Below are 20,211 nucleotides of genomic sequence, written 5' to 3'. Positions count from 1 at the left end.
ATGACGCTATTGTAATCGCTCCCGGCACCGGCCTCAGCCGAGGGCGGCGATCATGGACTTGGCGCGTGCCACCTGGGCGTCGTTGCCACCGCGCATCACTTCTTCCAGCAGTTCACGGGCGCCATCCTTGTCGCCGATTTCCTCATAGGCGGCGGCCAGGTCCAGCTTGGTGGTCATTTCCTGTTCGAAGGCCGACTCCTCGTCTTCTTCCAGGATATTGGCCGCCGAGGGCGCCGGGGTGTCTTCCGGCAGGCTCAGGTCCAGGTCGGCCAGGGAGCTGGCCGCAGGCGCATCTTCCTTGCTGTCCAGCAGCATGGACGCCGAAGCCGCCCCGCCGGAGACCGGCAGGATGGGCTCGTCGGCATCCGGCTTGGCACCGTTTTCCAGATCGAGGTCGAAATCGATATCCTTGCCCAGGTCCATGGGCGCCGCCACCGGTTTGGCTGCCGGTTCGGCTTCGGGCTGGAGCTCGGCGGCCTTGAAGTCGGACAGATCGAATTCCATGCCCGGCTCTTCTTCCGCGACCGGCTCGGCCGGCGTGCCGCCGTAGAGCGGATTGGTCGGATCGATGGTCAGACCCAGTGCGGCCGCCTTGACCCAGGCTTCGTTGAGGCCGCCGCTCAAGGCATGCAGGTTAAGGGCGACGCGGTTGAAGCTGGCGACGTCACCACGCTTGGCATAAATCTCCAGCAGCTTGGCATGCAGGGCCTGACGCTCGGGCTGAGCCTGCAGGGCCAGCTTGAGGATATCCTCGGCCTGTTCGTCGCGGCCATAGGCGATGTACATGTCGGCCTCGGCGAGCGGATCGACCGGGGCCTCCTCCACGGGGGCTGCCACGGCCTCGACGGCCGGCACAGGGGCGAGAGCGGGCTCGGCAGACGGAGCCGGTTCAGGTTCAGGCTCAGGTTCAGGTGCGACGGCAGCGACGGCCGCTGCCACGGGCTCGGGTGAGGGGGCAGGCTCAGGCTCGCTGGCCGGCTCGGCCGGGCCGTCCTCGGACTTCTTCTTGCGGCGACGCATGGCCACCACGCCCCCGCCTGCGGCCAGCAGCGCCACCAGGACGCCGGCACCGGCCAGCACGTAGGGATTGTCCTTGATCTTGTCGAGGAAACCACCGGACTTGGCGGACTTTTCCGCAGATGCCGCCGCAGGTGCCGGCGTGGCCGGCGCAGCAGCCATGGCCGGCGGCTCCCCGGGCTTGCTCTGGTCACCCTCTGCGGGCTTGTCGGTGGCGGCAGCACCCGGCTTGGCGGGGTCGGCCTGCTTCTGCTGCTGGGCAGTCAGTTCGGCGATGGTCTGGTTCTTCAGCTCCAGCAACTTCTGGAGGTTGTCGACGTTCTTTTCCAGGTCCTTGACGCGGTCATTGGCGTCGGCCAGAGCGCGTTCGGCGGCGGCCTTCTCTTCGGCAGCGCCGGCGTTACCGGTCTTGCCACGGCCCTTGTTGGCACGCGAGAGCTCCAGGCGGTCACGCGCTTGCCCGGTACCGGAACGCTCCTCCACACGTGCCGTAATCTTGCCACCGCCACTCTGGCGGTTGCTGCCAGCCTTGCCGGCCGGCCCATTGGCGACCTGGCCCGCCAGCTTGTTGCGATAGGCGTTGAAGTCCTGGGCTTGTGCGACCACCATGCTGCGTGCCTCGTCGCGGTCCACTGCCGCCGCCGTCGGCTGGTCGGGGATGGACAGGATCTTGCCCGCGCGCAGGCGGTTGATGTTGTTGCCCTGGAAGGCATCGGGATTGGCCCGGTACAGCGCAATGAGCATCTGGTCCAGCGAGACATTGGCCTGCTGGTTGCGCGTGGCGATGGCACTGAGCGTGTCACCGGGCTTGACGCGGTAGTCGCCGCTCTTGCCAGCGCTCGCAGGCGCCGCAGCGGGTGCCGCGACGCTGCCGGAGGCGGCGGGGCCTGCCGGTGCCGCCGCCATCGCACCGGGGCTGGCCGAAGCCGGCGTATTTTCGGGCGAGGCCTGCTGGCGACGGATCAGTTCTTCAGCCAGAGCGGAAGGAGCGGGACGCTGCACGATGGTGCTGGTCGGCTCTTCGCTACTGAACGGGATCGCCGCACTGGGGGCCGCAGCAGGCGGAGGTTCCGCCGCAGCAGGCGCTGCCGTTGCGGTCGGTGCTGGTGCTGGGGCCGGGGCCGGCGCAGCACTTGCCGCTGCTGGTGCGGCAGCGGCCGCAGCGGCCTCCGCATTGCTCGGCGTCAGCGGTGCCACCTGGGCATTGCGCGGGGTCTTGCTGTCGGGCGGATCCAGCAGGAAGGTGTATTCACGCAGTTGCCGGGCCTGACCGGAATCGAGCTCCAGCAGCAGGTCGACGAAGGGATCGCTGACCGGCTGGGACGAACTGATGCGGATCACATGCCGCCCCTGGCGCTGTTCCAGCACGATGGACAGAGAACTCAACACCGGGTTGTAGTCCATGTTGGCGCGGCGGAAGGCGTCGGCCGGTGCCAGGCGCGCGGTGAGCTTGCCGGCTTCGTCGGCACTCACGGCAGTCACCTCGATCTCGGCGCGCAAGGGCTGGCCCAGCGACGAAAGCACGGTCAGCTTGCCCAGGGCCGCAGCATGCGCCCCCAGCGGCAAGGCCATGGCCAGGGCAATGGCGGCGCTCAGGGTCTTCATCCGGGACAAGGGAAGCTTCTTGTTGGTATGTACAGGCATGTTTTGTTTGGCTTAGAGAAACGTTGCGCTTCAAACCCGTCACGCTGGCGTTCAAGCCGGTACTGGCCTGGAAATGCCCTACAGATCCGTGAATGGGGCAGATGCCGCGCGGCCTGTGCAGCCGGCCCGCGCCACTCCGGTCCGTGCTGGCTTGCTGTTGTCACGCCTTTTCTTGCAGGCCAGCGGTCCGGAGCAGATCCATTTCATCAAATCCAGCAGGCGCTCTGCTAGGGCGCTGCCACATGTTGGCTTTCATGAAATGAATTGGCTTTTCAAATTAACATCAAGAACTTACACCCGCAAGTGTACTTACTTTCTCAAGATGAGAAAAACCCGCCAGCATCCATTCGCATGGACGCTGGCGGGCTATTGTTGCAGACTGACAACGCGTAAGGCAAGTCCTATTCGCATTGCAGCAACGCCGCGGCGCAACCGACCGGGATTTTTCCCGGTCGCCGACATCACTCCAGGTTGCCCAGGATGATGCGCAACATGCGGCGCAGCGGTTCGGCCGCGCCCCACAGCAGCTGGTCGCCGATGACGAAGGCGGAGATGTATTCCGGGCCCTGGTTGAGCTTGCGCACACGGCCCACGCCGATTTCCAGGCCACCGGTGATGGCCGCCGGGGTCAGTTCCTTGACCGTGATGGCGCGGTCATTGGGGACCCACTTCACCCAAGGGTTGCCGGCACGGATGATGGACTCGATGTCAGCCAGGGGCAGGTCGCGCTTCAACTTGATGGTCAGCGCCAGGCTGTGGCAGCGCATGGCGCCGATACGCACACACAGGCCATCGACCGGGATGATCTGCTCGTTGCCCAGGATCTTGTTGACTTCAGCCTGGCCCTTCCACTCTTCCTTGGACTGGCCGTTTTCCAGCTGGGCGTCGATCCAGGGGATCAGGCCGCCGGCCAGAGGCGCGCCGAAGAATTCGGTCGGCACGTCTTCACGGATGGTCTTGGCAACCTTGCGGTCGATGTCCAGGATGGCCGAGGACGGGGTTGCCAGCTCGTCGGCCACGGCCGCGTTGATGACGCCCATGCCCTTCAACAGCTCGCGCATGTGATTGGCGCCGCCGCCGGAGGCTGCCTGGTAGGTCATGGAGCTGACCCACTCGACCAGACCTTCCTTGAACAGGCCGCCCACGCCCATCAACAGGATGGAGTTGGTGCAGTTGCCGCCGATGTAGTTCTTCACACCCTTGGCCAGCGCATCCTTGATGACGTTGTTGTTGACCGGGTCCAGCACGATGACGGCGTCATCCTTCATGCGCAGCGAGGAAGCAGCGTCGATCCAGTAGCCATCCCAGCCAGCGGCGCGCAGCTTGGGGAAGATCTCATTGGTGTAGTCGCCGCCTTGTGCGGTGATGATGATGTCGCATTTCTTCAGCTCTTCAATGCTGTTGGCGTCTTTCAGCGTCGTTTCCTTTTTGGCAAACGACGGCGCCTTGCCGCCCGCATTCGAAGTCGAGAAAAACACCGGTTCGATGTGATCGAAATCACCTTCGTCCTGCATGCGCTGCATCAGGACCGAACCCACCATTCCACGCCAGCCAACCAAACCAACCAGTTTCATCATCTTTCCCTATTTAGAACTTCCATGGTGAACAAATCAGATTGAACACAATTGCGCCGGACCATCCGGCATTTCAAGCACCCGGCCGCACCGGTTGGGGCACGCCAGGCGACGTTGATCTCAGGCGAGGGCCTTGACCACGGCTTGCCCCATCTGCTGGGTGTTGACCTTGGTGCAGCCTTCTTCATAAATATCGGCGGTGCGCAGACCTTGCGCAAGCACTTTCTTCACTGCATTCTCGATGCGGTCGGCTTGCTCGGCACGGTTCAAGGAGAAGCGCAGCATCATCGCTGCCGACAGGATGGTCGCCAGCGGATTGGCGATGCCCTTGCCCGCGATGTCGGGTGCCGAACCGTGCGAAGGTTCATACAGGCCCTTGTTGTTGGCATCCAGCGAGGCCGAGGGCAACATGCCGATGGAACCGGTCAGCATCGCCGCCGCGTCCGAGAGGATGTCGCCGAACATGTTGCCGGTGACGATGACGTCGAAGTTCTTCGGGGCTTTCACCAGCTGCATGGCGGCGTTGTCCACGTACATGTGCGACAGCTCGACGTCCGGGTACTCCTTGCCGACTTCGGTGACGATGTCCTTCCAGAACTGGAAGGTTTCCAGCACGTTGGCCTTGTCCACGCTGCACAGGCGCTTGCCGCGCTTGGCGGCGGCCTGGAAGGCGACGTGGGCGATGCGGCGGATTTCCGGTTCCGAATAGCGCATGGTATCAAATCCTTCACGCGAACCCTTGAACGGACCGTCCGGTGCCTCGCGCATGCCGCGCGGCTGGCCGAAATAGATGTCGCCGTTCAGTTCACGCACGATCAGGATGTCCAGGTTGGCCACCAGCTCGGGCTTCAGCGAAGAAGCGCCGGTCAGTTCCGGATAGCAGATCGCCGGGCGGAAGTTGGCAAACAGCTGCAGGTGCTTGCGCAGGCCCAGGATGGCTTGCTCGGGGCGCAGGGCGCGTTCCAGCTTGTCGTACTTCCAGTCGCCCACGGCACCGAAGAGGATGGCATCAGCTTCCTTGGCCAGCTTCAGGGTGCCGTCCGGCAGCGGGTGGCCGTGGGCTTCATAGCCGGCGCCGCCGACGGGGGCGGTTTCCATTTCGAACTTTTCGTCCAGGGCGTTGAGCACGCGGACGGCTTCGTCGACGATTTCAGGACCGATGCCGTCACCCGGCAGGATAGCAATCTTCATGGCTTCTCTTTCTCAGTGTTTCCAGCGTTCTTGGAATAGTAACGACAAGGGCGGCCATCTGACCGCCCTTTGCTGTTGTCTCGACGATCACTTCAGATCGTGTTGCTCAGCCAGGGCTGTTCGTGCAGGTGTTTCTCTTCGTAGGCACGAATGGTGTCGGCTTTGCGTAGGGTCAGGCCAATGTCGTCGAAGCCGTTCAACAGGCAGTACTTGCGGAATTCGCTGATCTCGAACGGATAGACGGCACTGCCATTGGTGGTGCTGACGGTCTGCTTTTCCAGGTCGATGACCAGTCGATAGCCCGGGAAGGCCTTGACTTCATTGAACAGGTGATCGACCTGCTGCTCGCTCAGGACGATGGGCAGCAGCCCGTTCTTGTAGCAGTTGTTGAAGAAGATGTCGGCGAAGCTGGACGCGATCACGGCGCGAAAGCCGTACTGGTCCAGCGCCCACGGCGCGTGTTCACGCGAGGAGCCGCAGCCGAAGTTCTTGCGCGAGAGCAGGATGGACGAACCCTGATAGCGCTCCTGGTTGAGCACGAAATCGGGATTGAGCGGACGCTTGCTGTTGTCCATGCCCGGCTCGCCATGGTCCAGGTAACGCCATTCGTCGAACAGGTTGGGGCCGAAGCCGCTGCGCTTGATCGACTTCAGGAACTGCTTGGGGATGATCGCATCGGTATCGACGTTGGCGCGATCCAGCGGCGCCACCAGTCCTTCATGCACGATAAATTTATTCATGAGCTTGACCTTGGGTCGGCGGGGCGGTGACGCTGCCCTGCCCTTCCTCTTTCCTGTTCAAAAACTGAAGCTGCGGCACACTGGCCGCAGCCTTGCACTATCTGATCCTGCTGATTGCTGCTTATTTCTTGCTGGCGTCCTGCATCTTTTCGCCGACCTTTTCGACATCCTTGCCGAAACCATTGACGGTATTGCAACCGGCCAGCGCACCCAGGGTGACGGCCAGCAGAACCAGAGTGGAGATTTTTTTCATGTTTGTCCTCTCGAAAAGATTCACACAAGCAGGGGATTACAGCGAACGCACATCCACGAAATGACCGGCAATGCCCGCTGCAGCTGCCATGGCCGGGCTCACCAGGTGGGTACGACCACCGGCACCCTGACGACCTTCGAAATTGCGGTTCGAGGTCGAAGCGCAGCGCTCGCCCGGTTCCAGGCGGTCGGCATTCATGGCCAGGCACATGGAGCAGCCCGGTTCGCGCCATTCGAAACCGGCATCGCGGAAGATCTTGTCCAGGCCTTCACGTTCAGCCTGCTCCTTGACCAGACCGGAACCCGGCACCACCATCGCCAGCTTGACATTGGAGGCGCGGAACTTGCCGCGCACGACCTTGGCAGCTTCGCGCAGGTCTTCGATGCGGGAGTTGGTGCAGGAACCGATGAAGACCTTGTCGATGCGGATATCTTCAATGGGGGTATTGGGCTTCAAGGCCATGTAGGCCAGCGCCTTTTCCATGCCGTCGCGCTTGGTCGGATCCTTTTCCTTGTCGGGATCGGGGACGCGGGCGTCGACCGCCACCACCATCTCGGGCGAAGTGCCCCAGGTGACTTGCGGCTTGATCTCGGCGGCGTTCAGGGTCACCACCATGTCGAATCTGGAGCCCGGGTCCGAATGCAGCATGCGCCAGTACGAGACGGCGCGCTCCCAGTGCGGGCCGGAGGGCGAGAAGGGACGACCCTTCAGGTATTCCAGCGTGGTGTCGTCGAAGGCCACCATGCCGGCACGGGCGCCTGCTTCGATGGCCATGTTGCAGACCGTCATGCGGCCTTCCATGGACAGCGAGCGGATGGTCGAGCCAGCGAATTCGATCGCGTAGCCGGTGCCGCCTGCGGTACCGATCTTGCCGATCACGGCCAGCACGATGTCCTTGGCGGTCACGCCAGCGGGCAGCGCGCCATCGACCTGCACCAGCATGGCCTTGGACTTGCGCGCCAACAGGGTCTGCGTGGCCAGCACGTGTTCGACTTCTGAGGTGCCGATGCCGTGGGCCAGCGCGGCAAACGCGCCGTGGGTGGAAGTGTGCGAATCACCGCAGACCACCGTCATGCCCGGCAAGGTGGCGCCCTGTTCGGGGCCGATCACGTGCACGATGCCTTGACGCTTGTCGTTCATGCCGAAGTACGTCAGGCTGAATTCTTTTGCGTTGCCATCCAGGGTTTCGACCTGCAGGCGCGAGATGGGGTCGGCGATGCCTTGGGCGCGGTCGGTGGTGGGGACGTTGTGGTCCGCCACCATCAGGTTGGCCGAGTTCCGCCAGGGTTGGCGACCGGCTAGCTTGAGGCCTTCGAAGGCTTGCGGGCTGGTCACTTCATGGAGCAGGTGGCGGTCGATATACAGGATGGCGGTACCGTCATCTTCCGTATGAACGACGTGCGACTCCCAGAGTTTGTCGTAGAGCGTCTTGAGCATGTTGCGGTCCGGCGGAATCGAAAAAGGGATGCTGAACGGGAAAAATAGCTTTTGATTATGCCATAAAGCGACAGGTCTGACCTCCCCGCCGTGTTTTCCGCCGCGTCGCAACAACAGGGAATAATGCTGCAAAGCAGCAGAAAAAGCGCAGCAAGTGCGGCAGCCATGAAAAAACCGGCATTTCTTCCGGAGCTGGAAGAAATGCCGGTGGCTCGCCAGGCAGGACAGCCCGGATCAGTGCTTGCGGGTCTGCTGGTACAGCGGCTCCACGCGCTGGGCGTAGACCGTCAGGTCGGCGATGCGCTCGCTGCTGGAGGGGTGGGTGGACATGAACTTCATCGGCTCGTCGCCGCCCAGGCTGGCCATCTTCTGCCACAGCGTGACGGCGGCCTTGGGGTCATAGCCGCCGCGCGCAGCCAGTTCCACGCCGATGCGGTCGGCCTCGGTTTCATTGGCGCGCGAATTGGGCAAGCCCATCAGGCCCATGTAGAGGTATTGCCCGCCCTGCTTGCCGACATCGCCCAGCCCCAGCAGCGCCGCGCCAATCGAGATGGCCGAATTGGCCACCACCTGCTGCGAAGCGCGCTCGCGGGCGTGTTCACGCAGGGCGTGGGCGATCTCGTGGCCCATGACGGCGGCCAGCTCATCGTCGGTGATCTTGAGCTTGTCGATCAGGCCGGTGTAGACCGCGATCTTGCCACCGGGCATGCACCAGGCATTGGTCTCGTCGGAGCTCAGTACGTTGACTTCCCAGTTCCACTTCAAGGCATCCGGGCGGAACACCCCAGTCTGCGGGATCAGGCGACTGGCAATGGTGCGCACGCGTCGCACCTGGGCCGCATTGCGATTGAGCAGGCCCTTGCTCTTGGCTTCGGCCAGTACCTGGGCGTATTCCTTGGTGGAGGCGGCCTCCATCTCGGCCGAGGACACCAGCATCTGCTGCTTGCGGTCGATGCCGACGGCACCACCCTGGGTGGTCTGTACGGTTTCGCAGGCCACCAGGCCCACCAGGGCTGCGGCCAACAGGCTGTTCTTGACGATAGGGTTGAGCTTCATGCCCGCCTCCATTGAATAATTGATCTTGATCCCGGGGTCGGTCTGCCGGCGTGCGTGCTGCCGCCAGTCAGCCTTGAGCCGCTTCGACCCGGCTCTTTGCAAATTGTTTCAGACAAGAAAAAACCGGCGACCGCATGCGCGATGGCCGGCTTGCTGGCAAGGCTGCCCGGCCTGTCAGCGCAGGGCCGGGGTCTCCACCTTCACATCGCCGCATTGTGCGCGATGACGCAGGGCGTGATCCATCAACACCAGCGCCAGCATGGCTTCGGCAATGGGCGTAGCACGGATGCCCACGCAAGGATCGTGGCGACCGAAGGTTTCCACCGAGATCGGCTGGCCGTTCTTGTCGATGGACGGGCGCGGCGTGCGGATGCTGGAGGTCGGCTTGATGGCGATGGAGGCCGTGATGTCCTGACCGGTCGAGATGCCGCCCAGGATGCCGCCGGCATTGTTGCCGACGAAGCCTTGCGGGGTCAGCGCATCACCGTGCTCGGAGCCCTTTTGCGCCACCGAAGCGAAACCGGCACCGATCTCCACGCCCTTGACGGCATTGATGCCCATGAGCGCATAGGCGATCTCGGCATCGAGCTTGTCGTACAGCGGCTCGCCCAGTCCCACCGGGACGTTCTGCGCCACCACGTCGATGCGCGCACCGATGGAGTCACCGTCCTTGCGCAAGGCATCCATGTAGTCTTCCAAGCGCCCGATGATGCTGGCGTTGGCGGCAAAGAAGGGGTTGTCGGGCACGTGTTCCCAGGACTCGAAGGGAATGGCGATCTCGCCCAGCTGGCTCATGCAGCCCTTGAAGGTGGTGCCGTACTTCTCGAACAGCCACTTCTTGGCGATGGCCGCCGCGCCCACTACGGGGGCCGTCAGGCGCGCCGAGGAACGACCGCCACCGCGCGGATCACGGATGCCGTACTTGTGCCAGTAGGTGTAGTCGGCATGACCGGGACGGAAGGTCTCCAGAATATTGCCGTAGTCCTTGCTGCGCTGGTCCTGGTTGCGGATCAAGAGCGCAATCGGGGTGCCGGTGGTCTTGCCTTCGTAGACGCCGGAGAGGATCTCCACCGTATCCGGCTCCTGACGCTGGGTCACGTGGCGCGAGGTGCCGGGACGGCGGCGGTCCAGTTCCGGCTGGATATCGGCTTCGGACAGCGTCATGCCTGGGGGACAGCCATCGATCACGCAGCCGATGGCCGGGCCGTGGGATTCGCCGAAAGTGGTGACGGTGAAGAGCGTGCCGAAGGTATTGCCGGACATGATGGAATTCGCGCAAAAATTGGGGGAAGCCGCGATTCTACCAGCCTCGGGGGCTGCCGACGAGCCGCGCCAGGCGGCGCGCTCGCCCCGGCAGGCTTATTTCCAGTCGCCGCGCAGCACCCTGACCTGCTCCTGCAGGCCCTCCGGGCTGACCGCTGCGGGCGCGATCGGCTCGCCCACTGCCAATTCCAGGCGCGAGAACAGTCCGCGCTTGAAGGTGCGCGCCACCGGATTGCTGGGGTCGCGCGAGAACAGGCTGCCCCACAGCCCGCGCAAGGCCATGGGCAAGACCGGCACCGGGCTGCGGTCGATGATCTTCTGCACGCCGCCCTTGAAGGGGTTGATCTCGCCATCGCGGGTCAGCTTGCCTTCCGGGAAGATGCACACCAGCTCCCCTTCATGCAGGGCCTGGGCGATATCGACGAAGGCTTTTTCGGTCAGCCACGGGTCTTCCTTGACCGGTGCAATCGGGATGGCCCGCACGTTGCGGAACAGCCAGGACATCACCGGAATCCTGAAGATCTGGTGATCCATCACGAAGCGCACCGGACGCGGGCTGGCCGCCATGATGGCGATCGCATCCACGTAGCTGACGTGATTGCACACCAGCACCGCCGGCCCCTCCTCAGGAATGGCCTGGCCATTGATGATGCGCACGCGATAGAAGGTATGGATCAGGATCCAGGCCAGGAAGCGGATCAGGAACTCCGGCACCAGCGAGAAGATGTAGACCGCCACCACGCCATTCATGATGGCCGTGGCCAGGAAGATCTGCGGAATGGTCAGCCCCGCCTTCAACAACACCATCGCCACCAGGGCCGACACCACCATGAAGAGCGCATTCATGATGTTCATCCCGGCGATGGTGCGGGAGACGTGGGCCGGGTCGCAGCGGGTCTGGATGAGCGCAAACAGCGGCACGATGTAGAGCCCGCCGAACAGGCCGATGCCGAGGCAATCGACCAGAATGCGCCAGCTGCCGCCCTGCGCCAGGAAGCCGCCCAGGTCCAGCATGGCCGATGGAGTGACGTACGCCTGACTGGCGAAATACAGTTCCAGCCCGAACACCGAGAGGCCAATCGAGCCGAAGGGCACCAGCCCGATTTCCACCTTGTGGCCGGAGAGCCGCTCGCACAGCAGCGAACCGACGCCGATACCGACCGAGAACACCGCCAGCAGCAGCACGAAGACGCTGTGGTCGCCATGCAGGTAATTCTTCGCGTAGACCGGGAATTGCGCCAGCATGATGGCGCCATAGAACCAGAACCAGGAATTGCCCAAGAGCGACAGGAACACCGGCCGGTTGCGGCGCGAAAAACCGATGTTGCGCACGGTCTCGGTGAAGGGATTCCAGTTCACCTTCAACTCCGGCACGGGGGCCGGCGAGAGCGGAATGCGCAGGCTCGCCAGCCAGCCCAGCACGGCAATGCCGATGGTGATGCCGGCCACCAGGTGCAGGCCCCAGGGCTTGTGTACCACCAGCACCGCGCCCAGGATTTCGCCCAGCAGGATGCCGACGAAGGTACCCATCTCGATCAGACCATTGCCGCCCACCAGCTCCTCGCGCCTCAACTGCTGCGGCAAATAGGCGTATTTCACCGGTCCGAACAGAGTGGAATGGATGCCCATGCCGACCACTGCGGCAATGAGCAGCCACAGGTGATGCGTCATCCAGCCATAGGCGGCGATGCCCATGATGGCGATTTCGAGCAGCTTCACGAAGCGCGCCACCCTGCCCTTTTCCAGCTTGTCGGCCAGTTGGCCGGAGGTGGCCGAGAACAGGAAGAACGGCAGGATGAACAAACCCGGAATGAGGTTGTTGAGCAGGCCCGGATCCATGTCCGTCCACGCCAGCGCGTCATAGGTGAGGATGGTCAGCAGCGCCGTCTTGAACACGTTGTCATTCAGGGCGCCGAGGAACTGGGTCCAGAAGAAGGGAGCGAAGCGCCGTTGAGTGAAAAGCGTGAACTGGCTGTTCTTTTGCATGGGCAATCAGGTGAGGGAGAAAGCGGGCAGCCTACGCTGCATCAGACAGGATTGACAACAACACCAAAGGGCAGGAAGCGCGGAACAATAAAAAACCGCTCCAGCAGGAACGGTCATGACAGCGCCGCCTGCACCGGGCAGGCGGGGACTCCCGGAGCAACACCAGAGGCTCAGCTGTTGCCTTCGCGCTCTTCTTCCTCGGCCGGCCAGTCGCGGATGTAGGCCTTGAGCATCTTGTTCTCGAAACCCTGCGCATCCAGCACCGCCTTGGCCACGTCGTAGAAGGACATCACGCCCAGCACCGTGCGCGCCTCCATCACCGGCACGTAGCGCGCGTGTTTTTCCAGCATGATGCGGCGCACTTCGTTGAGGTCGGTATCGGGGGTCACGGTGATGGGCGCATCGTTCATGTGCTTGCGCACGGTCGAGCCGCCCAGCTCGCCACCGTTCTTGTGCAGCGTCAGCAGCACTTCGCGGAAGGTCAGCATGCCGACCAGGTCGCCGTATTCCATGACGACCAGCGAGCCGATGTCTTTCTCGGCCATGGCGGCCACGGCCTCCTGAATCGGGGTATCCGGCGTGACGGTGAAGAGGATGTTGCCTTTGACCTTGAGGATTTCAGAGACTTTCATGATGTCGTCCTGGTTTGGTTATATGAAGCTGTTTTGACTGTAGGCGATGACGCCGGGAAAATCCAATTCATGGGGGCAACAGGATAACTGATCCTGACCGCAGCCGCTCTGGATGCCTCCTCCACGCCTGCTTTGCAGGAAGGAAAACACATGGTACGGGCAAGGGCGACATTTGGGCAACCCGCAAAGACGCTGCTGCGCAGTATTTCCGTACAGAATTTGCATTTGATAGCTGAAGCTTGCTTCAGCACAAGGATTGCAAACGAGCGCGCTGCTGACTAATCTGGAGAGGTCAGGACTCTCCGGAGAAGACCATGGCTGCCACCCTGCCCGAACGCCATTACGCCAGTTTCAGCGAGTTCTATCCGACCTACCTGAGCGAGCACGCGCACCGGGTCAACCGGCAGCTGCATTTCCTCGGGTCGACGCTGGCGCTGCTGAGCCTGTTGCTGCTGCTGATCACGCATCAGTGGTGGTGGCTGGCGGTGGCACTGTTCTGCGGCTACGGTTTTGCCTGGGTCGGGCATTTCATGGTGGAGAAGAACCAGCCGGCCACCTTCCGTCATCCGGTCTATTCCTTCATGGGGGATTGGGTGATGTACTGGCAAATGCTGACCGGACAAGTCTCGTTTTAGAAAACTTCATATCAGAGCCAACATCGGCCGATCCGGGGGGCTGGTCTCGGGTCGCCTCATCTTTCCCACAGGCGCCGCCGCGCTTCCAGCGGTACGGCTGCGTGGGGCATGGCGGCCACGGTCGCCGCGACCTCCTGCTCGGCCTCCCGGCCAGCCTGGCAATACTGTTGCAGCGATTGCCCCAGCACGGTATTGATGGCTTCTTCCACCCGGCTCACCAGGGCTTCTTCCTCACCGGCCTGGGCCAGTACCGCCGGGTCGAACACGAACAGGCGATACACCCGCGCCAGCTGGATGGTGCCGGGATTGGCCACCAGCGTCCAGCGGTCCATGTCATCGGTGATGCGGCGGTTCCAGCCGCGACGGTTGCGGCTGTCCGCATCGGGCTTGACCGAGGCCACCCAGCCCTCTTCGCTCATGCGCGAGAGCAGTTGCTGCAGTTCTCCCAGCCCCAGCCTGGTGGCGCGGCGCACCTCATCCATGCTGACCACGGCGGACTCCACGCCCACCCGCGCCGCATGCAGGAATTTCAGGACCTTGACCGCATCGATGAATTCCGCGCCCGGTGAGGGCACGTGCCACCAGCGCTCATAACGCACCACTGGCAATGCTGCCGTGAGCAGTGCACCGAAGAGGGTGATCATCCACATCATGTAGATCCACACCAGGAAGATCGGCAGCACCGCCACCGTGCCATAGACCATGGTGTAGGTCGGGAACTGCAGGATGTAGGCGGCGAAGAGCCGCTTGGCGATTTCCAGGCCGATACCGGCCAACAGGCCGCCGGCGGCCGCATCGCGCCAGTCCACGGTCTGGTTGGGCACGGTGCTGTAGAGCAGCGTGTAGGCCAGCGTGGAGAACATCAGCGAGACCAGGGTATAGAAGCTCGCCCCCAGCCACGGCAGGCTTCTGACGGCGCCGCCGGTGGCGCTTGAAAGATACGAGGTCACGCTGATGGAGACCCCGATCAGCAACGGCCCCAGCGTGATGATGGCCCAGTACACCAGCACCCGCTGTACCAGCGGACGCGACTTCTTGACGCGCCAGATCTGGTTGAACACGCTCTCGATGGTGGACATGGTCAAGACCGACGTCAGGATCAGCAGCACCCCGCCCACGGCCGAGATGCGCGCCGACTTGGCGGCGAACTGGTTCAGGTAGCCGAGAATGGTGTTGGCTACGCCCTTGGGCATGAGATTGTCGACGAAATAGGCTTCCAGCGAGGCGCGGAAGGTCGAGAACAGCGGGAAGGCCGTAAACAGCGCCAGCGCGATGGTTAGCATCGGCACCAGCGAGAGGATGGTGGTGAAGGTCAGGCTGCCGGCCACTTGCGGCAGGCGGTCCTCGCGCAGCCGCTGGCCGGCGAAGCGCAACAGGTCGCGGAACTGTTCACGGGTCAGACCACGCATACGGGACAAGGAAATACGCAAAGAAGACATCCGTTCGACTTCATCGGGGACGCCGCACCAGCAGATGCGCCGTCCCATCGGGGTTGAATCACGCCGCATGACGGCAAGTTTGGCGATTATCGCCCAAGCGGACGGCAAAATCCCGCAAAAACGCACAGGGGGAAGAAAGTTTCTGCTTCCTCTTGGTGTAGATGAAGTACAGATGAAGAAAAAGCTGATCTACACTGCCTTTTCCTGCTGTCTGGGTACAAAAGAACGGAAATATAATAAGTCACATGAACACCTCCCCGACTGCGATTGCCGTGAACGCTTCTTCCAACGCCACCATCCTGGTGCTCTACTATTCGCGCCATGGCGCCACCCGCAAGCTGGCCGAGCTGATCGCCCAGGGTGTGGAAAGCGTGCCCGGCTGCGACGCCCGCCTGCGCACCGTGCCGGCGGTCTCCACCGTCACCGAGGCGGTGGAACCGGACGTCCCTGCATCCGGCGCGCCCTACGTGGAAGCCACCGACCTGGCCGAGTGCGACGGCCTGGCCCTGGGCTCGCCCACGCGCTTTGGCAACATGGCCTCCGCCATGAAGTATTTCTGGGACGGCACCTCGCCGCAATGGCTCTCAGGCACCCTGGCGGGCAAGCCGGCCTGCGTCTTCACCTCGACCGGCAGTCTGCATGGCGGCCAGGAATCGACGCTCTTGAGCATGATGCTGCCGCTGCTGCACCATGGCATGCTCATCGTGGGCCTGCCCTATTCGCATCCCGAACTGATGAACACTTCCAGCGGCGGCACGCCTTACGGCGCCAGCCACTGGGCGGGCGTCAACGGCAACCAGCCGCTGTCGGACGACTCGCGCTCTCTGGCCATCGCGCTGGGCAAACGGCTGGCAGAAAACGCCATCAAATTACGGAGACCATCATGAACAGCCATGCGCGCTACTTCCATCTCGGAGCCAGCTCCGGTCTGATCGCCCTGATCCTGCTCTGCCTGGCGTGGGAACTGGTGCTGGCGCCGCTGCGACCGGGCGGCTCATGGATGGTGTTGAAGGTATTGCCGCTGCTGCTGCCGCTGCGCGGGGTCTTGAAGCGCGATGTCTACACGCTGCAATGGTCCTCCATGCTGATCCTGGTCTACCTGGCCGAAGGCCTGGTACGCGCCACCAGCGACAGCGTGCACACCTCGGCCATGCTGGCCTGGGTGGAAGTGGCGCTGACGACGCTGTATTTCTTCTGCGCACTGGCCTATCTGCATCCGTTCAAGAAGGCCGCCAAGGAAATCGCCCGCCAGGCGATCCAGAAAGCCTCCCAGTAAGCACCTCTGTCCCGACCAAGGCGCGCCACTCAAGGTGGCGCGCGCCGCTTTCATGACTGAATTCCTCGATGCCTGCCGGGCCGCCATCGGCGCCGCCCATGTCCTCACCGATGCTGCCGACACCGCCGGCTACCTGACCGATCAGCGCGGCCGCTACACCGGGCGCGCCCTGGCCGTGTTGCGTCCGGCCGATAGCGCCGAAGTGGCGGCGCTGGTGCAGCTGTGCGCCCGCCACGCCGTGCCGCTGGTGCCGCAAGGCGGCAATACCGGCCTGGTGCTGGGCAGCGTGCCCGACCAGCAGGGCAATGCCGTGGTACTGTCGCTGCGCCGCCTGAACCGCATCCGCGCGGTCGACCCGGTCAACAATACGATGACGGTGGAAGCCGGTTGCGTGCTGCAACACCTGCAGGAGCAGGCGGCGGCGGTGCAGCGTCTGTTCCCGCTGTCGCTGGCGGCCGAAGGCAGTTGCACCATCGGCGGCAATCTCTCCACCAATGCCGGTGGCACCGGCGTGCTGCGCTATGGCAACACGCGCGAACTGTGCCTGGGGCTGGAAGTGGTCACGGCCGCGGGCGAAGTCATGAGCAGCCTCAAGGGCCTGCGCAAGGACAATACCGGCTACGACCTGCGCGACCTCTTCATCGGCGCCGAAGGTACGCTGGGCATCATCACCGCTGCCGTGCTCAAATTGTTCCCGCAACCGCGCGCGCAATTGACTGCCCTGGTGGCGCTGCAGACCCCGGCGCAGGCCTTGCAGCTGTTGCAGCGGGCGCAAGCGCGCTGCGGCTCGGCGCTCACCGGATTCGAACTGATGTCGCACTTCTGCCTGCAACTGGTCTGCAAGCATTTCCCCGAGCAGCGCCTGCCCTTTGCGCAGGCGCATCCGCAATACGTCCTGCTGGAACTGTCGGACAACGAATCCGAAGAACACGCCCGCACCCTCTTCGAAACCCTGATCGGCGAGGCCCTCGACGAGGGGCTGGTCGACGATGCCGTGATCGCCGCCTCGCTGGCGCAATCCCGGTCGCTGTGGCGACTGCGCGAAAGCATCTCGATGGCGCAGGCGCATGAAGGCAAGAACATCAAGCACGACATCTCGGTGCCGATCTCGCGCATCGCCGACTTCATGGAAGTGACCGACGCCCTGGTGCAGGAGACGGCGCCGGGTTGCCGCATGGTCAGTTTCGGCCACCTGGGCGATGGCAACCTGCACTACAACGTCTCGCCGCCGCTGGGCGTGGCCGATGCCGACTTCCTGGCGCGCCAGGGCGACATCAACCGCGTGGTGCATGACAGCGTGGACCGCTTCGGCGGCTCGATCTCGGCAGAGCACGGATTGGGGGCCTTGAAGCGCGAGGAAATCCTGCGCTACAAGTCGCCGGTGGAATTGCGCCTGATGCGCGCCATCAAGCAGGCGCTGGACCCGCAGCACCTGATGAATCCGGGCAAGGTGCTGTGAGGCCCGTTTGACGCACTCGTCAGGCACGCACAACAAAAAGGGACGGACGCCACTACGAGCCGTCCGCCCCAACCTCCCCCTCAGGAGCCTGCCTGAAACGCTGGCCTGCCTTGCGTTTCCCCATGTCGTGATCTTTGCATCAAGCTCGCTTTTCCAATCCGAGGAATAGCAGGCGATGCCACGGCCAATTTGTGAATTCAGGCCGCCGTCTTGTGCTGCGCGTGCTCCGTGGGCAGCCTCGACTGGTCCTGGGGCTGCTCGCGCATGGTCTGCAAGAACAGGTCCGGCGCCATCGGTCGTCCCAGCAGATAGCCCTGCAGGGCGTCGCATCCGGCCTCATGCAGGAACTGCTGCTGGCGCTCGGTCTCCACGCCTTCGGCCACGATACGCAGGTTCAGCGTGCGGCCCAGGGCGACGATGGCCGAGACAATGGCGGCATCCTCGGTGCCCTCGCTGAGATCGCGCACGAAACCGCGATCGATCTTCAATTCATTGGCCGGCAGGCGCTTCAGGTACAGCAGGCTGGAATAGCCGGTACCGAAATCGTCGATGGAAATCTCCACGCCCAGGTCGGCGATCTTCTGCAGCGTCTGCAGGCTTTGCTCGGTATTGCTCATGGCCGTCGATTCGGTCACCTCCAGCGTCAGGCTCGAAGGCGGCAGCTGGTGTTTCTCCAGCGCAGCGCACACCACCTCCAGCAGATGCGGATCGGCAAACTGCACCGGCGACAGGTTGACCGCGATCTTCCAGTGCGTGTAACCCAGGGCCAGCCACTCGTGCATCTGGCGACAGGCTTCATCCAGCACCCAGGCGCCGATCGGGATGATGAGGCCGGAGCGCTCGGCCAGGCCGATGAATTCATCCGGCCCCACCAGTCCGCGCTGCGGATGCTGCCAGCGCAACAGCGCCTCGGCGCCCAGCACCGGGCCGTCGGGCAGGCTGAACTTGGGCTGGTAGACCAGCCGGAACTGCTTGCGCTCGAGCGCCACCCGCAAATCCTGCAGCCATTGCAGCTGGTGCTGCGCATTGGCATTCATCGAGGGTTCGAAGAAGTTGTAGCCGTTGCGACCGGCGCGCTTGGTGTGATACATCGCGGCATCGGCATTGATGACCAGGTCGTGGCGCGTGGCGCCATCTTCCGGATAGATGGCAATGCCCACGCTGGCCGAGACGCGCAAATCCTGCTCGGCCAGGCGGAACGGCAGGTTGATCACCTCCACCAGCTTCTCGGCCACCGGCATGGCGTCTTCCGGCTGGCCCAGTTCGACCAGGATGACGAATTCGTCTCCGCCCAGGCGCGCCACCGTATCATGCGCGCGCATGGCCCCGGTCAGACGCTGCGCCACCTCCACCAGCAGGCGGTCGCCCACATGATGGCCGAGCGAATCGTTGATGGCCTTGAAGCCATCCAGGTCCATGAACATCAGCGCGAAATGTCCCCGGCTGCGCGCGGCCTTGTTGATGGCCTGGGTCAGCCGGTCTTCCAGCAAGGTGCGGTTGGGCAGCCGGGTCAGTTGGTCGTGCAGCACCATCTGCGTCAGTTCTTCATTGGCTTCGGCCAGGGAACGCGCCAGCTTGGCGGTGCGCGACTCCAGCCGTGCATCCAGCACCGAGGTCAGCAAGGCGATGCTGAGCACCGCCAGCGTGACCACGATGATGAGGATCGCCAGCCAGCCCGTGCCCACGCCCTCGCGCGCGGACATGCACACTGAACCCATGGGGAAAGTGGCGGCCGCCATGCCGGTGTAGTGCATGCCGACGATGGCCACGCCCATCACCACCGAGGCACCGGCACGGGCCGCCCTCACGTGCGGCGTATTCCTGCGCAGGCTGAAAGCGATCCACAGCGCCGCCGCCGACGCCGCCACGGCGATCAGAATAGAGGCCGCGAACAGTCCCAGGTCGTAATCGATACCGGGCTGCATACGCATGGCCGCCATGCCGGTGTAGTGCATGCCGGCAATGCCCATGCCCATGAGCAGCGCACTGCCCAGAAGCCGCCGCAGCGGCAGCTCGCTGCGGGTGACGATCCACAGCGCAAAGCCGGAGGTGGCCACGGCGATGAGCAGCGAGAGCAGCGTGATCCAGGCGTCATAGCCCAGCGCGATGGGCAAGCGGAAGGCCAGCATGCCGATGAAGTGCATCGACCAGATACCGACGCCCATGGCCACCGCACCACCGGTCAGCCAGAAGCGCGCCGCGCGCGAGTGCAGGTGACTGGTGGTACTGATGCGCTCGGCCATATCCAGCGCCGTATAAGAGGCGAGGATGGCAACCAGCAGCGAGACGACAACCAGCAGCTTGTCGTAGGTAGCGATGAGCATGTCGATGGGTAGTGCGTATCAGGACATCAATTGAGCAAACGTCGCCAAAAGGAAAAAAGGCAGACAGCTTGGCAACATGAACGACTTGCCATGAAGCTTAGAAGGCGCCGCATTGTCACACAATCAGGAAATACCCGTTGTCATGTTGCCATTTTCAGGTGAACAATCGTCTCCTGGACGAGGCATACCGGCAACAGTCATCGACCGTGTGCAACCCGGAATGATCGTCCGTCCCATATTGCGCGCATGCCGGGCATCCCATGCGCAGAAGATGACGATGAAATG

At 63.4% G+C, this 20,211-nt stretch carries 16 protein-coding genes; 4 read left to right on the top strand and 12 right to left on the bottom strand.

Features of this window, described 5'->3' with window-relative positions:
* Positions 1-33: 33 nt before the first annotated feature.
* The 10 genes from ACODSZ_RS14995 to ACODSZ_RS14950 all read right to left on the bottom strand — a co-directional run bounded on the left by ACODSZ_RS14995 (position 34) and on the right by ACODSZ_RS14950 (position 12,793).
* A complete protein-coding gene (locus tag ACODSZ_RS14995; RefSeq protein WP_488927917.1) occupies positions 34-2,661 on the bottom strand; it encodes a motility hub landmark protein FimV in 2,628 nt (875 codons plus the stop codon).
* A gap of 461 nt (positions 2,662-3,122) precedes the next feature.
* Positions 3,123-4,235, bottom strand: a complete 1,113-nt coding sequence (gene asd / locus ACODSZ_RS14990; RefSeq protein WP_175343395.1) for an aspartate-semialdehyde dehydrogenase — start codon at positions 4,233-4,235, stop codon at positions 3,123-3,125.
* A gap of 120 nt (positions 4,236-4,355) precedes the next feature.
* Positions 4,356-5,426: a 3-isopropylmalate dehydrogenase gene (leuB, locus tag ACODSZ_RS14985; RefSeq protein ID WP_175343394.1), complete on the bottom strand. Its 1,071-nt coding sequence runs from the start codon at positions 5,424-5,426 to the stop codon at positions 4,356-4,358.
* A 92-nt stretch (positions 5,427-5,518) separates the two neighbouring features.
* Positions 5,519-6,166 carry a 3-isopropylmalate dehydratase small subunit gene (gene leuD / locus ACODSZ_RS14980; protein ID WP_488927916.1) on the bottom strand — a complete coding sequence of 216 codons (648 nt, stop codon included), beginning with the start codon at positions 6,164-6,166 and terminating at the stop codon, positions 5,519-5,521.
* A 121-nt stretch (positions 6,167-6,287) separates the two neighbouring features.
* Complete coding sequence (locus tag ACODSZ_RS14975) at positions 6,288-6,419, bottom strand: entericidin A/B family lipoprotein (RefSeq protein WP_175343393.1); 132 nt, start codon at positions 6,417-6,419, stop codon at positions 6,288-6,290.
* 36 nt (positions 6,420-6,455) lie between these two features.
* A complete protein-coding gene (leuC, locus tag ACODSZ_RS14970; RefSeq protein ID WP_488927915.1) occupies positions 6,456-7,856 on the bottom strand; it encodes a 3-isopropylmalate dehydratase large subunit in 1,401 nt (466 codons plus the stop codon).
* Between the two features lie 234 nt (positions 7,857-8,090).
* Positions 8,091-8,912 (bottom strand): M48 family metallopeptidase, encoded by an 822-nt coding sequence (locus tag ACODSZ_RS14965; RefSeq protein WP_488927914.1) that lies wholly within the window; start codon positions 8,910-8,912, stop codon positions 8,091-8,093.
* Between the two features lie 174 nt (positions 8,913-9,086).
* On the bottom strand, positions 9,087-10,175 hold the full coding sequence (aroC, locus tag ACODSZ_RS14960; protein ID WP_175343391.1) for a chorismate synthase: 1,089 nt from the start codon (positions 10,173-10,175) through the stop codon (positions 9,087-9,089).
* Between the two features lie 96 nt (positions 10,176-10,271).
* Positions 10,272-12,161 (bottom strand): MFS transporter, encoded by a 1,890-nt coding sequence (locus ACODSZ_RS14955; protein WP_175343390.1) that lies wholly within the window; start codon positions 12,159-12,161, stop codon positions 10,272-10,274.
* Between the two features lie 170 nt (positions 12,162-12,331).
* Positions 12,332-12,793, bottom strand: a complete 462-nt coding sequence (locus tag ACODSZ_RS14950; RefSeq protein WP_008330875.1) for a CBS domain-containing protein — start codon at positions 12,791-12,793, stop codon at positions 12,332-12,334.
* A 314-nt stretch (positions 12,794-13,107) separates the two neighbouring features.
* Between ACODSZ_RS14950 and ACODSZ_RS14945 the strand changes: the two genes are divergently transcribed.
* A complete protein-coding gene (locus ACODSZ_RS14945; RefSeq protein ID WP_008330876.1) occupies positions 13,108-13,428 on the top strand; it encodes an Mpo1-like protein in 321 nt (106 codons plus the stop codon).
* Between the two features lie 56 nt (positions 13,429-13,484).
* Here ACODSZ_RS14945 and ACODSZ_RS14940 read toward each other — a convergent pair whose 3' ends face one another.
* Complete coding sequence (locus ACODSZ_RS14940; RefSeq protein WP_249776963.1) at positions 13,485-14,837, bottom strand: YihY family inner membrane protein; 1,353 nt, start codon at positions 14,835-14,837, stop codon at positions 13,485-13,487.
* 275 nt (positions 14,838-15,112) lie between these two features.
* Between ACODSZ_RS14940 and wrbA the strand changes: the two genes are divergently transcribed.
* Genes wrbA through ACODSZ_RS14925 form a run of 3 tightly spaced genes read left to right on the top strand, consistent with a single transcriptional unit; the run spans position 15,113 to position 17,602 of the window.
* Entirely contained in the window at positions 15,113-15,754 is a 642-nt protein-coding gene (gene wrbA / locus ACODSZ_RS14935; RefSeq protein WP_488927913.1) for an NAD(P)H:quinone oxidoreductase, read from the top strand.
* A complete protein-coding gene (locus tag ACODSZ_RS14930) occupies positions 15,751-16,143 on the top strand; it encodes a DUF2069 domain-containing protein (RefSeq protein WP_008330879.1) in 393 nt (130 codons plus the stop codon). Before wrbA ends, ACODSZ_RS14930 begins: the two co-directional genes overlap by 4 nt.
* 52 nt (positions 16,144-16,195) lie before the next feature.
* A complete protein-coding gene (locus ACODSZ_RS14925) occupies positions 16,196-17,602 on the top strand; it encodes an FAD-binding oxidoreductase (protein WP_488927912.1) in 1,407 nt (468 codons plus the stop codon).
* A gap of 197 nt (positions 17,603-17,799) precedes the next feature.
* Here ACODSZ_RS14925 and ACODSZ_RS14920 read toward each other — a convergent pair whose 3' ends face one another.
* On the bottom strand, positions 17,800-19,926 hold the full coding sequence (locus ACODSZ_RS14920) for a putative bifunctional diguanylate cyclase/phosphodiesterase (protein ID WP_488927911.1): 2,127 nt from the start codon (positions 19,924-19,926) through the stop codon (positions 17,800-17,802).
* Between the last annotated feature and the right edge of the window lie 285 nt (positions 19,927-20,211).

It is taken from the genome of Herbaspirillum sp. FG34 (assembly GCF_057809315.1).
The sequence above is the reverse complement of the archived record's forward strand: the minus strand, read 5'-3'. Positions and strand labels throughout refer to the sequence as shown.